Below are 12,483 nucleotides of genomic sequence, written 5' to 3' on the forward strand. Positions count from 1 at the left end.
AACTCAGCCGCTGCCTGCTGCGCGAATCGTCGCGGAGCGGGCTTGCGCGGCGCTTATTTCGAAGGACTGGACGATGGCCGAGGAACGGGGCGAAGGCATGGGCGGCGGCAAGGTCGCGGCGGACGAACTGCGCCTGCTGATCGAGCGCGCCGAGCGGCTGGAAGAGGAGAAAAAGGGGATCGCGGACGACATCAAGGACGTGATGGCCGAGGCCAAGGGCCGCGGCTACGACCCCAAGGCGATCCGCAAGATCCTGTCCATCCGCAAGAAGAAGAAGGAAGAATATCAGGAGGAGGAGGCGATCCTGGAGGTGTATATGCAGGCGCTGGGGATGATCTGAGAAGCCGGCGGGCGGCGCTATCTGCGATCGCCCGCCGTCTCTGCCCGGAGCGCGCGAAACTCCGAGGCTTCGCGCCACTGCGGCCAGGCGCGCGTCGTCGCCAGCCGCGATCCGATGGCGTGGAACAGGTCGATGTCCTGCGCCGCGCCGCGCAAGTCCCACGTCGCGTCCCAGGCGTCGCAGGTCTGGTGGTAGCAGCGCATGTAACCGTCGAGCCACGCCTGACCCGCAGGGCGGCCGCCGGCGACGAGATCGGGTGCGCCGCTGATCGCCATCAGCAACAGCGTCGGCACGCCGCGCCGCGCGAGGCTGAAATGGTCGGCGCGGTAGAACAGGCCGCGTTCGGGCAGCGCTTCGGGCGTGACGCCGCGGCCCTGCGCACGGGCGGCGGCGGCGAGCATGTCCTCGATGTCGTTCTGGCCGGCGCCGACGAGCATCACGTCGCGCGCCGGCCCCGCAGTCTGGAGGATATCCAGGGTGAGGTTGGCGACCGTCTTGCTCGCCGGATAGATCGGATCGACGCCATAGGTCTCCGAGCCGAGCAGCCCGCGCTCCTCCCCGGTCCACAAAGCGAAGACGAGGGTGCGGTCGGGCCGGGGTCCGCGCGCGAACTGACGGGCGAGATCGAGCACGCCGGCGGTGCCCAGCGCGTCGTCGTTGGCACCGGGGCGGATTGCGCGGCCCTGCGCGTCGGGCGTGCCTGCGCCATGGGCGTCCCAATGCGCGCCGAACATCACCACCTCGTCGGGGTGCTTGCGGCCCGGAATTTTCGCCAGGACGTTGCGGCTTTCGGCTTGCTGGTGATCGACGGCCAGGTCGGCGGCGAAGGTCTGGCCGTTCAGCGCGACGGGTTGGAAGTCGCTGCGGCGGGCGGCACGGCGCAGGGCCGCGAGATCCTGACCGGCGGCGGCGAACAGGCGGGTGGCGGCGGTGCCTTCGAGCCAGCCCTGGAGGAGAACGCGGGTGTCGCCGGGCTTGCGCACGATGTCGTAATTCTCGCCCTGCGGCGCGATCACGGTGCTCCAGCCATAGCCCGCGCCCGGCGTGTCGTGGACGATCAGCGCGGCGATCGCGCCGCGCCGCGCGGCTTCTTCGAACTTGTAGGTCCAGCGGCCGTAATAGGTCATCCGGCGGTCGCCGAATTTGCCCTTGGCATCGTCCGCCGCCTGCGCCTCGAAATCGGGGTCGTTGACGAGGAACACCGCGACCTTGCCCTTGAGATCGACGCCCTTGAAATCGTCCCAGCCGCGTTCGGGCGCGGTGACGCCGTAGCCGACGAAGATCATCGTCGCGGCGGCGACGACGGCGCGATCCACGGGGCGCACGGTGCTGACGTACACGTCCCGCCCCTGAACCAGCGGCGCGCCGCCCGCGGTCATCGTGCCGGCGCCCAGCTTCGTGCGGACCAGCGGCACGGCTTGCGTCCAGCTGTCGTCGCGGCCACCGGGCTGGAGGCCGAGCGCCTTGAACCGCGCGACGAGCCAGTCGACGGTCTTGGTTTCGCCAGGTGTCCCCGGCGCGCGGCCACCGAAGGCGTCGGAGGCCAGGGTGCGGACGTCGTCGGACAGCCGCTGCGGGTCGGTCTGCGCCGCGGCGGGCGTGGCGAGCAGCGCGAGCGCGAGGAGCAGCCGCTTCATGCGCGTGCGCTCACCGGCGTGACGACGATCGCCCCGTCGGCAGGACGCGCGGCGTAGGCGATGGCCAGCGCCCAGCCGCTCATCAGCAGGAGCAGCACCCAGGTCGCGACCGCGCCGCCGGCGCGCAAGGGGTTGGCACCGGTGCGGTCCATGCCCAGCGGATGCGCGATCCGGGCGAACACGAAGCCGATGCCGGCGATCCATGCCCAGGTCGGCGAACCGCCGGCCAGTTCGATCAGCGCGAGCAGGATGAGGAAGAAGGGCGCATATTCGACCAGATTCGCCTGCGCCCGCATCCGCGTTTCCAGTACCGGATTGCCGCCGGTGCCGATCGGGGTCGGGCCGCTGAACCGCAGGCGCACGACGCGGATGGCCAGCCAGACGTTGATGATGGCAAGCGCGGCGGCGATGGTGAGCGTGATCGGCAGGATCATCGGCGGACTCCTTGGGGTGGCGTGCCTCACCTGCCATGCTTGCAACACCTGCGCAAATCGCTATAGGCGCGGAACTTCGCGATGCGTCCGGCCGATAGGTCGCGGCCTTCCCTTGCCGGCAGGCCGCGATGTGTTGGGTTGATACGTATCGGACCTGCAGATCAAGAGTAAGGTGCCGAGATGGCCGTCCCCAAAAGAAAGACTTCCCCCTCCAAGCGCGGCATGCGTCGCGGCCACGATTCGCTGGTCGTCGCATCGTTCCAGGAATGCCCGAATTGCGGCGAGCTGAAGCGTCCGCACAATCTGTGCAATTCCTGCGGGCATTATAACGGCCGCGAGATCGTTTCCGTCGAGGCATAAGACTCTCACGCGTCTGTTACGAAAGCCTGCTGCCCGATGTCCGAAAACTCCTGGATCGCCGTCGATGCGATGGGCGGTGACAAGGGGCTGGAAGTGATGATGGCGGGCGTCGCGCAGGCGCGGCGGCGATTCGAGGGCATGCGCTTCCTGCTGGTCGGCGACGAACCCGCGATTCGCGACAGCCTGAAGACCCACCCCAATCTGACCGCCAATGCAGAGGTCGTCCATGTCGCGGACGTCGTGGGATCCGCCGAGAAGCCGAGCCAGGCGATCCGGCGCGCCAAGACGACGTCGATGGGGGTGGCGATCGACCTGGTGAAGCAGGGGCGGGCCGCGGCCGCGGTGTCTTCGGGCAACACCGGCGCGCTGATGGCGATGGCCAAGCTGGCGCTGCGCACGCTGCCGGGCATCGACCGGCCCGCGCTGGCCGCGCCGCTGCCCACGCTGGGCGCCAACGACGTCATCATGCTGGACCTGGGCGCCAACACCGAGGTCGCGGCGAAGAACCTGGTCCAGTTCGCGGTGATGGGCGCCTGTTATGCGCGCGCGCTGATGGACCTGGAGCGGCCGCGGGTCGCGCTGCTCAACATCGGCACCGAGGATCAGAAGGGCACCGAGGAAATCCGCGATGCCGCCGCCGCGCTGAAGGCGGCGACCGGCCTGCCGCTGGTGTTCACCGGTTTCGTCGAGGGCGACCGGCTGGCGCGTGGCGATGTCGACGTGATCGTGTGCGACGGCTTTGCGGGCAATATCGCGCTGAAAACGGCCGAGGGCACCGCGCGCTTCGTCGCCGATCTGCTCAAGCGCGCCTTTTCCAGTTCGGTGCGCTCCAAGATTGGCTTCCTCATCTCGCGCCCCGCGACCGAATTGCTGCGCCACCACCTGGACCCCAACGTCCACAACGGCGCGGTCTTCCTGGGGCTGAACGGCATCGTCGTGAAGAGCCACGGCGGCGCGACCGAATTGGGCGTCGCGACCGCGATCGGCAATGCCGCCAAGATGGTGCGCGCCGACCTGACCCGCAAAATCGCGCAGGATCTGTCGGCGATCGACGCCGCCAACGGCCAGGCCGCGAACGGCCACCCTACGAACGGCCACCCCACGAACGGCCACCCCACGAACGGACAGGCGGCATGATCCGTTCGGTCCTGACCGGCACCGGCTCCGCGCTGCCGGTGCGCCGGGTGTCGAATGCCGAACTCGCGGAAACGGTGGATACCAGCGACGCGTGGATCGTCGAGCGCACCGGCATCCGCTTTCGCCATATCGCCGGACCGGGCGAGACCACGGGGACGCTGGGCGCCGATGCGGCCCGCGCCGCGATCGCGGCGGCGGGGCTGGTGCCGACCGACATCGACCTGATCGTGCTGGCGACCGCGACCCCGGACCAGACCTTTCCCGCGACCGCGACCAAGGTGCAGGCGCTGCTGGAGATCGGCGATTGCGTCGCGTTCGACGTGGCGGCGGTGTGTTCGGGGTTTCTCTATGCGGTGCAGGTCGCCGATGCGATGCTGCGCACCGGCATCCACAAGCGCGCCCTGGTGATCGGCGCCGAGACCTTCAGCCGCATCCTCGACTGGGAAGACCGCGCGACTTGCGTGCTGTTCGGCGACGGCGCGGGCGCGATCGTGCTGGAGGCGCACGACAGCGACGACACGCCGGCGGACGCGCGCGGCGTCCTGGCGACGCGGCTGCATGCCGACGGGCGGCACAACGACCTGCTCTATGTCGATGGCGGACCATCGACGACGGGCACGGTCGGTAAGCTGCGGATGAAGGGGCGCGAGGTGTTTCGGCACGCGGTGACGAACCTGTCGGCGGTGATGGGCGAGAGCCTGGACCTGGCGGGGCTGACGACCGCGGACGTCGATTGGGTGGTGCCGCATCAGGCGAATGCACGCATCCTGGATGCGACCGCGCGCAAGCTGGGGCTGAGCCCGGATCGCGTCGTCGTTACGGTCGACCAGCATGCCAATACATCGGCCGCGTCGGTGCCGCTGGCGCTGGATGTCGCGACCCGTGATGGGCGGATCAAGCGCGGCCATCTGGTGGTGCTGGAAGCGATGGGCGGCGGATTCACCTGGGGTGCGGCCGTCATCCGCATGTGATCCGGATCAACGTATTTGGTTTTCGGGTTTCTTGTGATAGCAGGCACTTGCTTTGGGGGGAGCGACACGATGGAAGTTGCCGGAACACTGACACGAGCCGACCTGGCCGAGGCGCTGCACAGCGAGATCGGCTTGTCGCGCGCGGAATCGAGCAAGATCGTCGAGCAGATCCTGCACGAGATGTGCGCGGCGCTTTCGCGCGGCGAGAATGTGAAGATCTCCGGCTTCGGCACCTTCGTGCTGCGCGACAAGGGCGAGCGCGTCGGGCGCAACCCCAAGACCGGGATCGAGGTGCCGATCGCGCCGCGCCGCGTGCTGACGTTTCGCGCCAGCCAGATGATGCGCGAACGCATCGTCACCGCAGGCTGACCATGCCGCCGGACCGGCCCCGCACAAAGGCGGAAGCCAAAGCGGAGGGTGCGTTCCGGACGATCGGCGAACTGGCGCGCGACACCGGCCTGCCGCAGCACGTGCTGCGCTATTGGGAGACGCGCTTTCCCCAGCTGCGTCCGCTCCAGCGCGCGGGCAACCGGCGCTATTACCGCGCCGAGGACGTCGCGCTGGTCAGGCGGATCGACACGCTGCTGAACCGCGAAGGCTATACCGTGCGCGGGGTGCAGCAGGTGCTGGCGAGCGAAGCGCCGGGACGGGTGGGCGTTCCGGCGCCGGAGGAGGCGCCGGGGGCGATGCAGGCGTTGCGCGCGATCCGGGCCTTGCTGGCGGCGGCGCTGGCGGAGGATTAAGTCGTTTGCTACCGGATTGCTCTCCCCTCCCCTTTAGGAGTGCCGGGTCGTCAGGCCGGGGGCCTGACCAACCCGGCACTGGGCTGGGGGTGGGGCCTCTCCACGCGCGACATAGCCTGCGGAAACGCCCCACCCCAACCCCTCCCCTGAAGGGGAGGGGCTATCGCGTATCAACTTGGTCGCGAACGACTTTAGCGAAGGCTCGTTCGCTACCTCAATCCTTGATGTCGATCGCGTCCCTGAAGGGCAGACGGAGGACGACCGTCCCACTTTCGTCGACGACGTCGATCCAGTGCGACAGCACGATATATCCGTGGCGCACCTGCTCGACCATCAAATCGCGCGCGCCGTGCAGTGCCTGGAGCCGTGCCGCCTCCAGATTCGGCAGTTCGACCCCCTCCTCATCGAGGACGATCAGATCGTCATAGATGTTCAGGAAATACCGCGCCATGCTCTGCTCCACGCTTCGGGGCGGGAGCGCGGGGCGTCTCTCAGCCATCGAGGCCCGGATCAAGCTCGACGATAGCTCGGCGTAGCCCATCGTATTCTATAAATCTATGTTTTTATTTAGAAACCAACATAATTAGGTTCACCGAGCGAGAATTATGTTAATGTTCGCCATCGTCGGGACTGTATCGGGCTTCGACGGCTGAGAGATGCTTTGTGCTCCCGCCCTTTATTACCGGGAGCTTCAACGTGGTGCGACATCCTTTAGAATTGCTCCTTCGCAGGCTGGAACAGCATTCCTCGCTCAGCCAAGAAGACCGCGGGGCAATCCTCGCCCTGCCGTATACGCTGCGCACGCTGGAGGCGCATAGCTATATGGTCCGCGAGGGCGATCCGCCGACCCATTGCGGCGTGCTGGTGAGCGGCTTTGCCTATCGGCAGAAGGTGACCAGCGAAGGCGCGCGGCAGATCCTGGGGCTGCATATCCCCGGCGAGCCGCTGGACCTTCAGCACCTGTTCCTCGATGTCGCCGATCACAGCGTCCAGGCGCTCACCAGGGTCGAAGTGGCGGTGATCCCGCGTGCCGAATTGCAGGATCTGGCGCGGTCGCGTGCCGGGATCGGCCATGCCCTGTTCGTGATGACCCTCATCGAGGGGTCGATATTCCGCGAATGGATCGTCAACGTCGGCCGCCGCGACGCCCGCACCCGCATGGCGCATGTGCTGTGCGAGTTCGCGGTGCGGTTGGAGGCGCAGGGGTTGGCGCAGGAATATGGCTATGAGCTGCCGATGACGCAGGAGCAGCTGGCCGATGTCACCGGCCTGACCCCGGTCCACGTCAACCGCACGCTCAAGAGCCTGGAAATCGACGGCCTGATCGCGCGCACCAAGCGCAACGTGGCATTTCCGGACTGGGAGAAGATGCGCCACGTCGGCGACTTCAACCAGCGCTATCTCCACCTGGAAACGCAGCAATCGGGCGGGTTGGTTTAGGGCGGACGCGACATTCGGCATTTTTGCCGGGCAGCAGCCTCCAAAAGCGCGTCACCCCGGCGAAGGCCGGGGTCCATTGCGCCGCTTGGAGGTCGAAAGAGGCTCTATCCGGTGAATTTGCCGCGCGATGGACCCCGGCCTTCGCCGGGGTGACGGGTTTCCCGGTCGATCGGGTCTGAACAGACTGAATGTCGCGTCCGTCCCAGGCCCCGCGCGGGATCAGGCTGCGTTGTCGATGCCCAGTTCGCCGAGCTTGCGATAGAGCGTCGATCGGCCGATCCCGAGGCGGCGCGCGACTTCGGTCATGCGGCCGCGGTAGTGGCCGATGGCCAGGCGGATGACGTCGGCCTCTATATCCTCCAGCTGGCGCATGTTGCCGTCGGGGTTGAACAGGGTCACCCCGCCGCCGGTGGGCGAGGACAGCGGCGCGATGCGGCGGGCGCCGAGGCTGGCGATCTGGGGGAAGTCCGCACGGGTCAGCGCGGCGCCTTCGCACAGCACCGCGGCGCGAAAGAGCGCGTTCTGCAACTGGCGGACATTGCCGGGCCAGTCGTAGCCGCCCAGTAGCGCCAGCGCATCGTCGGTGATGCCGAGCGGGCGCAGGCCGGGCTGCGTCGCGATGCGCGCGAGCAGGTGGCGGGCGAGCGCGGGGATGTCCCCGGCGCGTTCGCGCAGCGGCGGGATCGTCACCTGGACGACGTTGAGACGGTAATAGAGGTCTTCGCGGAAACGCCCAGCCTCGACCTCGTCGAGCAACGTGCGGTTGGTCGCGGCGATGACGCGCACGTCGACCTCGCGCATGTGGCGCGCGCCGATCGGCTGCATCTCGCCGCTTTGCAGAACGCGCAGCAGCTTGACCTGCGCATCGAGCGGCATCTCGCCGATCTCATCGAGAAAGATCGTGCCGCCATCGGCATCGGCGAAACGGCCGACCTTTTTATCGAACGCGCCGGTGAAGGCGCCGCGCTCGTGGCCGAACAATTCGCTTTCGACCAGATTGGGGGGAAGCGCGCCGCAATTGACGGTAATCATCGGCTTCTTGCCGCGCGGCGAGGCGGCGTGGATCGCTTCGGCGACGACCTCCTTGCCGACGCCGCTTTCGCCCTCCAGCAGGACCGGGATCCGCGCGCGCGCGGCCTTTGCGGCGATGGCGAGCGCTGAGCGGAATTCGGGGGCGGAGCCGACGATCTCGTCGAATGCCAGGAGCGCAGGGATCTTCTCGGTCAGCGGGCGCAATTCGCCGGCGGTCGCGCCGCCGGCCGCGGCGTCCAGTGCGGCGAGCAAGCGTTCGGGGGCGAGCGGCTTGACGAGGAAGTCGGTGGCGCCTGCGCGCATCGCGGCGACGGCGTGGGCGACCGAACCGTTGGCGGTGAGCATCAGGATGGGAAGCGCGGGGCGGCATTCGCGCAAGGCGGCGATCAGATCGGTGGCGGCGGCATCGGGCGCCCAGTGATCGAGCAGGATGGCGTCGAGCTGCATCCCGTCCTGCGTACCCAGCGTCGCAATCGCCATCTCGGCGTCGGCGGCGAAGATCGCGCGCCACCCGGCACGCGCGGCGAGCGCCGCGACCAGCCGGCGCTGCGCAGGCTCGTCGTCGATCAGCAAGAGCAGGCGCTGGCCGTTGCGCGTCATGAATTGATCCCGTCCCCGTTCGGGACATGTGGTAGCGCGGCCGGGTAAAGGGCGGCTTAAGCGGCGCGGGGCTTGAGGTGCGCGGTGCGCACGGTTAAGCGTTGCCGATAGCCAAATTGTGGAAAGTGGATGACGATGGCCGAGGATGCGAACATGCAGACGAACGTCGGCGCCAACATGAAGGGCCATGTGGCGACGTATTCCAGCGTCATGGGCATGATGAAATGGGGCGCGGTGGCGTGCGCGCTGGTCGCGGCCCTCGTCGTCTGGCTCATCTCGTAGGAAAGCACAGCCCCATGAAGATCGCCGTCCCCCGCGAACATGCCGACGGCGAGAAGCGCGTTGCCGCGACGCCGGAGACGGTGAAGAAGTTCATCGCTTTGGGCGCCGACGTGGCGGTCGAAGCGGGCGCGGGCGAGGGCGCGGCGATCGCCGATGCGGCCTATGCCGACGCGGGCGCGACGGTCGGCGACCGCGCGGCGACGCTGGCGGGGGCGGACATCGTGCTGGGCGTGCAGGGCGCCGATCCGGCCGGGCTGGGCGGCGTGGCGCCGCGCGCCTGGGTGGTCGCGGGGCTCAATCCATTCGCCGAGCGGGCGCGCGTCGATGCCTATGCGGCGGCGGGGCTGGAGGCGCTGGCGATGGAATTCATGCCGCGCATCACGCGCGCGCAGTCGATGGATATCTTGTCGTCGCAGTCCAATCTGGCGGGCTACAAGGCCGTGCTCGACGCGGCGGCGGAATATGGCCGCGCCTTTCCGATGATGATGACCGCCGCAGGCACGGTGAGCGCGGCCAAGGCGTTCGTGATGGGGGTCGGCGTCGCCGGGCTGCAGGCGATCGCGACCGCGCGGCGGCTTGGCGCGCAGGTGTCCGCCACCGACGTGCGCAGCGCCACGCGCGAGCAGATCATGAGCCTGGGTGCCAAGCCGATCTTCGTGGAGAATGTGGCGGGCGTCGAGGGCGAGGGTTCGGGTGGCTATGCGGGCGAAATGAGCCCCGAATATCAGGCGGCGCAGGCCGAATTGGTGTCCGCGCATATCGCCAAGCAGGACATCGTCATCACGACCGCGCTGATCCCCGGTCGCCCCGCGCCGCGGCTGATCTCCGACGCGCAGATCGCGACGATGCGTGCCGGATCGGTGATCGTCGATCTGGCGGTGGAGAGCGGCGGCAATGTCGAGGGCGCGGTCGCGGGCGAGGTGGTGCTGCGCCACGGGGTGAAGATCGTCGGGCATCGCAACGTAGCCGGGCGGCTGGCGGCGGACGCCAGCGCGTTGTTCAGCCGCAATCTGTACAATTTCCTCAACGCCTTCTGGGACGAGGACGCCGGCCGGCCGGTGCTGGACGCCGAGATCGGCGACGCGGTGCGGCTTACCAAGGGCGGCGCGGTGGTGAACCCGCGGTTGCTGGCGTAGTTGGCCGGTGGAGACAAGCTGCTTGCAGCCATGCGTGCAAACCCGCGGGACTGGCGGATCGCGGATGTCGAACGGCTGTGCGCGGCCTTCGGCGTTGCTTGCACCGCGCCGCGCAAAGGGTCACATTACAAGGTGGCGCACCGAACGATGCCGATGATCCTGACGATTCCCGCACATCGGCCGATCAAGCCGTCTATATTCGCGATCTGGTCACGATGGTCGCCATTAAGGGGAGCGCGGCATGAACCCGCAGGATTATGAGGTCGATATACGGCCATTGGCGGAAAGCAACGGAGGCGGCTTCGTCGCGGTGGTGCCGGATCTGCCAGGGTGCCGTTCTGACGGTGAAACACCGCACGAGGCGCTGACCAACGCCTATGACGCGATCGCATGCTGGATCGAGGGTGCGGCCGAGATGGGATTTGCGGTGCCGGAACCCCGGCGCGCGGCGGCTTGAAGGGATCAATCATGGACTTCATCGCGATTCTGTCGATCTTCGTGCTGGCGTGTTTCGTCGGCTATTTCGTCGTCTGGTCGGTGACGCCGGCGCTGCACACGCCGTTGATGGCGGTGACTAACGCCATTTCGAGCGTCATCATCGTGGGCGCGTTGATCGCGTCGGCGGCGGCCGGGTCTCCGATCGCCAAGTGGCTCGGCCTGCTGGCCGTGGTGCTGGCGAGCGTCAATATCTTCGGGGGCTTTGCGGTCACCGCGCGGATGCTGGCGATGTACAAGAAGAAGGAGCGGCCGGTCGTGGTCGCCAAGCACTGAATCAGTTTGTCATCCGGGCAGAGTCCGGTTCCATTGCGCCGCAAGCGATGATGGACAGATGGACCCCGGCCTTCGCCGGGGTGACGCGAGGGGATAAGACGTGGACCATGTGGCGGTAAATCCCTGGGTGGGGCTGGCATATCTCATCGCGGGCGTGTGCTTCATCCTCGCGCTGCGCGGGCTGTCGTCACCGGCTTCAAGCCAGAAGGGCAACCGCTACGGCATCATCGGCATGACGATCGCGGTCGTGACGACGCTGGTGACGCATGTTCCAATCACCCTGAACGAGTCTTACGTGGCCGTGGCGGGACGCACGGTTTCCGCAATCATTCCGGGCGATATCGACTGGATCAGTGTCGTCGAAATCCTCGCCGCGATCGGCATCGGTGCGGCGATCGGCATCACCACCGCGCGAAAAATCGCGATGACCGACATGCCGCAGCTGGTCGCCGGGTTCCATTCGCTGGTCGGGCTCGCCGCGGTGCTGGTCGGCTGTGCCGCCTATCTCAACCCCGAGGCGTTCGGGATTGCGACGCTGATGGTGCCGATGATCGGTCAGCCGGTCGCGATCATCGCGCCGGTCAGCCGGATCGAACTGGGCCTAGGCGTCGCGATCGGCGCGATCACCTTTTCGGGGAGCGTGATCGCGTTCCTGAAGCTGAACGGCAATATGGGCGGCAAGCCGATCATGCTGCCGGGCCGCCACGTCATCAACCTTGCGGTGCTGGCCGGTATCCTCGGCCTGATCGCATATTTCACCCAGGATCAGGATGCGTGGGTATTCTGGACGATCCTGGGCCTCTCCTTCGTGATCGGCTTTCTGCTCATCATTCCGATCGGCGGGGCGGACATGCCGGTCGTGGTATCGATGCTCAACAGCTATTCGGGCTGGGCGGCGGCGGCGATGGGGTTCACGCTGCACAATAGCGCGATGATAATCACCGGCGCGCTGGTCGGGTCGTCGGGCGCGATCCTGTCCTACATCATGTGCCGCGCGATGAACCGCAGCTTCATCAGCGTGATCGCGGGCGGGTTCGGCGCGGAGAGTGGCGGCGGCGGGGCTGCCGCGGCGACCGACCGGCCGTGGAAGCGTGGCTCGGCCGAGGATGCGGCGTTCCTGATGAGCCAGGCCGAGCAGGTGGTGATCGTCCCCGGCTACGGTATGGCGGTGGCGCAGGCGCAGCACGTGCTGCGCGAGATGGGCGACAAGCTGAAGGCCGAGGGCGTACGCGTGAAATATGCGATCCACCCGGTCGCGGGGCGGATGCCGGGGCATATGAACGTGCTGCTCGCCGAGGCGAACGTGCCCTATGACGAGGTGTTCGAGTTGGAGGACATCAACTCCGAATTCGCGCAGACCGACGTCGCGTTCGTGATCGGCGCCAACGACGTCACCAACCCCGCGGCGAAGACCGACAAGACCTCGCCGATCTACGGCATGCCGATCCTCGACGTGGAGAAGGCCAAGACGGTGCTGTTCATCAAGCGGTCGATGGGCGGGGTCGGCTATGCCGGCGTCGACAACGACGTGTTCTATATGGACAACACGATGATGCTGCTCGCCGACGCCAAGAAGATGGTCGAGGATATCGTGAAGGCG

16 protein-coding genes are annotated in these 12,483 nt (G+C 67.4%); 12 read left to right on the forward strand and 4 right to left on the reverse strand.

Features of this window, described 5'->3' with window-relative positions; translation table 11 throughout:
* The first annotated feature begins 73 nt into the window (after positions 1 to 73).
* Positions 74 to 340 (forward strand): DUF2312 domain-containing protein, encoded by a 267-nt coding sequence (locus VF643_RS03655; RefSeq protein WP_331042014.1) that lies wholly within the window; start codon positions 74 to 76, stop codon positions 338 to 340.
* Between the two features lie 17 nt (positions 341 to 357).
* Here the strand turns inward: VF643_RS03655 and VF643_RS03660 are convergent, their stop codons facing one another.
* Together VF643_RS03660 and VF643_RS03665 are read right to left on the reverse strand one after the other, a co-directional pair.
* Positions 358 to 1,977: a M28 family peptidase gene (locus VF643_RS03660; RefSeq protein WP_331042015.1), complete on the reverse strand. Its 1,620-nt coding sequence runs from the start codon at positions 1,975 to 1,977 to the stop codon at positions 358 to 360.
* Positions 1,974 to 2,411 (reverse strand): MAPEG family protein, encoded by a 438-nt coding sequence (locus tag VF643_RS03665; RefSeq protein ID WP_331042016.1) that lies wholly within the window; start codon positions 2,409 to 2,411, stop codon positions 1,974 to 1,976. Before VF643_RS03665 ends, VF643_RS03660 begins: the two co-directional genes overlap by 4 nt.
* Before the next feature lie 180 nt (positions 2,412 to 2,591).
* On the opposite strand from VF643_RS03665, the gene rpmF reads away from it, so the two are divergent.
* From rpmF to VF643_RS03690, 5 genes are all read left to right on the forward strand, one after another.
* Positions 2,592 to 2,771: a 50S ribosomal protein L32 gene (gene rpmF, locus VF643_RS03670; protein ID WP_331042017.1), complete on the forward strand. Its 180-nt coding sequence runs from the start codon at positions 2,592 to 2,594 to the stop codon at positions 2,769 to 2,771.
* 36 nt (positions 2,772 to 2,807) lie between these two features.
* On the forward strand, positions 2,808 to 3,908 hold the full coding sequence (plsX, locus tag VF643_RS03675; protein ID WP_331042018.1) for a phosphate acyltransferase PlsX: 1,101 nt from the start codon (positions 2,808 to 2,810) through the stop codon (positions 3,906 to 3,908).
* Positions 3,905 to 4,879: a beta-ketoacyl-ACP synthase III gene (locus VF643_RS03680; RefSeq protein ID WP_331042019.1), complete on the forward strand. Its 975-nt coding sequence runs from the start codon at positions 3,905 to 3,907 to the stop codon at positions 4,877 to 4,879. Before plsX ends, VF643_RS03680 begins: the two co-directional genes overlap by 4 nt.
* A 69-nt stretch (positions 4,880 to 4,948) precedes the next feature.
* Positions 4,949 to 5,248 (forward strand): integration host factor subunit alpha, encoded by a 300-nt coding sequence (locus tag VF643_RS03685; protein ID WP_331042020.1) that lies wholly within the window; start codon positions 4,949 to 4,951, stop codon positions 5,246 to 5,248.
* A gap of 2 nt (positions 5,249 to 5,250) precedes the next feature.
* Positions 5,251 to 5,622, forward strand: coding sequence for a MerR family transcriptional regulator (locus VF643_RS03690; protein ID WP_331042021.1), 372 nt, complete (start codon positions 5,251 to 5,253; stop codon positions 5,620 to 5,622).
* 214 nt (positions 5,623 to 5,836) lie between these two features.
* On the opposite strand, the gene VF643_RS03695 is transcribed toward VF643_RS03690, so the two are convergent.
* The gene (locus VF643_RS03695) at positions 5,837 to 6,073 is read right to left on the reverse strand and encodes a DUF6894 family protein (RefSeq protein WP_331042022.1); all 237 of its coding nucleotides are present in this window, start codon (positions 6,071 to 6,073) and stop codon (positions 5,837 to 5,839) included.
* A 248-nt stretch (positions 6,074 to 6,321) separates the two neighbouring features.
* Here VF643_RS03695 and VF643_RS03700 point away from each other — a divergent pair, with 248 nt between their 5' ends.
* The gene (locus VF643_RS03700) at positions 6,322 to 7,062 is read left to right on the forward strand and encodes a Crp/Fnr family transcriptional regulator (protein ID WP_331042023.1); all 741 of its coding nucleotides are present in this window, start codon (positions 6,322 to 6,324) and stop codon (positions 7,060 to 7,062) included.
* Positions 7,063 to 7,281: 219 nt separating this feature from the next.
* On the opposite strand, the gene VF643_RS03705 is transcribed toward VF643_RS03700, so the two are convergent.
* On the reverse strand, positions 7,282 to 8,694 hold the full coding sequence (locus tag VF643_RS03705; protein ID WP_331042024.1) for a sigma-54 dependent transcriptional regulator: 1,413 nt from the start codon (positions 8,692 to 8,694) through the stop codon (positions 7,282 to 7,284).
* Between the two features lie 129 nt (positions 8,695 to 8,823).
* Here VF643_RS03705 and VF643_RS03710 point away from each other — a divergent pair, with 129 nt between their 5' ends.
* The 5 genes from VF643_RS03710 to VF643_RS03730 all read left to right on the forward strand — a co-directional run.
* Positions 8,824 to 8,976: an aa3-type cytochrome c oxidase subunit IV gene (locus VF643_RS03710; protein WP_331042025.1), complete on the forward strand. Its 153-nt coding sequence runs from the start codon at positions 8,824 to 8,826 to the stop codon at positions 8,974 to 8,976.
* A gap of 14 nt (positions 8,977 to 8,990) precedes the next feature.
* Positions 8,991 to 10,112, forward strand: a complete 1,122-nt coding sequence (locus VF643_RS03715; RefSeq protein WP_331042026.1) for an NAD(P) transhydrogenase subunit alpha — start codon at positions 8,991 to 8,993, stop codon at positions 10,110 to 10,112.
* A 241-nt stretch (positions 10,113 to 10,353) separates the two neighbouring features.
* Positions 10,354 to 10,569: a type II toxin-antitoxin system HicB family antitoxin gene (locus VF643_RS03720; protein ID WP_331042027.1), complete on the forward strand. Its 216-nt coding sequence runs from the start codon at positions 10,354 to 10,356 to the stop codon at positions 10,567 to 10,569.
* A gap of 11 nt (positions 10,570 to 10,580) precedes the next feature.
* Positions 10,581 to 10,883, forward strand: coding sequence for an NAD(P) transhydrogenase subunit alpha (locus tag VF643_RS03725; RefSeq protein WP_331042028.1), 303 nt, complete (start codon positions 10,581 to 10,583; stop codon positions 10,881 to 10,883).
* A gap of 100 nt (positions 10,884 to 10,983) precedes the next feature.
* Positions 10,984 to 12,483: NAD(P)(+) transhydrogenase (Re/Si-specific) subunit beta (locus VF643_RS03730; protein WP_331042029.1), on the forward strand; the 1,500-nt coding region annotated here is incomplete at its 3' end.

Origin of the sequence: Sphingomonas sp., assembly GCF_036387595.1 — a bacterium.
Taxonomy (GTDB): domain Bacteria; phylum Pseudomonadota; class Alphaproteobacteria; order Sphingomonadales; family Sphingomonadaceae; genus Sphingomonas.

Excerpts from the sequence above, each read along its gene's own strand:
- VF643_RS03680 (WP_331042019.1), top strand. The coding sequence starts at position 3,905 with ATGATCCGTTCGGTCCTGACCGGCACCGGCTCCGCGCTGCCGGTGCGC.
- VF643_RS03720 (WP_331042027.1), top strand. The coding sequence starts at position 10,354 with ATGAACCCGCAGGATTATGAGGTCGATATACGGCCATTGGCGGAAAGC.
- VF643_RS03690 (WP_331042021.1), top strand. The coding sequence starts at position 5,251 with ATGCCGCCGGACCGGCCCCGCACAAAGGCGGAAGCCAAAGCGGAGGGT.
- VF643_RS03655 (WP_331042014.1), top strand. The coding sequence starts at position 74 with ATGGCCGAGGAACGGGGCGAAGGCATGGGCGGCGGCAAGGTCGCGGCG.
- VF643_RS03715 (WP_331042026.1), top strand. The coding sequence starts at position 8,991 with ATGAAGATCGCCGTCCCCCGCGAACATGCCGACGGCGAGAAGCGCGTT.
- VF643_RS03665 (WP_331042016.1), bottom strand. The coding sequence starts at position 2,411 with ATGATCCTGCCGATCACGCTCACCATCGCCGCCGCGCTTGCCATCATC.
- VF643_RS03725 (WP_331042028.1), top strand. The coding sequence starts at position 10,581 with ATGGACTTCATCGCGATTCTGTCGATCTTCGTGCTGGCGTGTTTCGTC.
- VF643_RS03705 (WP_331042024.1), bottom strand. The coding sequence starts at position 8,694 with ATGACGCGCAACGGCCAGCGCCTGCTCTTGCTGATCGACGACGAGCCT.
- rpmF (WP_331042017.1), top strand. The coding sequence starts at position 2,592 with ATGGCCGTCCCCAAAAGAAAGACTTCCCCCTCCAAGCGCGGCATGCGT.
- plsX (WP_331042018.1), top strand. The coding sequence starts at position 2,808 with ATGTCCGAAAACTCCTGGATCGCCGTCGATGCGATGGGCGGTGACAAG.
- VF643_RS03685 (WP_331042020.1), top strand. The coding sequence starts at position 4,949 with ATGGAAGTTGCCGGAACACTGACACGAGCCGACCTGGCCGAGGCGCTG.
- VF643_RS03695 (WP_331042022.1), bottom strand. The coding sequence starts at position 6,073 with ATGGCGCGGTATTTCCTGAACATCTATGACGATCTGATCGTCCTCGAT.
- VF643_RS03710 (WP_331042025.1), top strand. The coding sequence starts at position 8,824 with ATGACGATGGCCGAGGATGCGAACATGCAGACGAACGTCGGCGCCAAC.
- VF643_RS03660 (WP_331042015.1), bottom strand. The coding sequence starts at position 1,977 with ATGAAGCGGCTGCTCCTCGCGCTCGCGCTGCTCGCCACGCCCGCCGCG.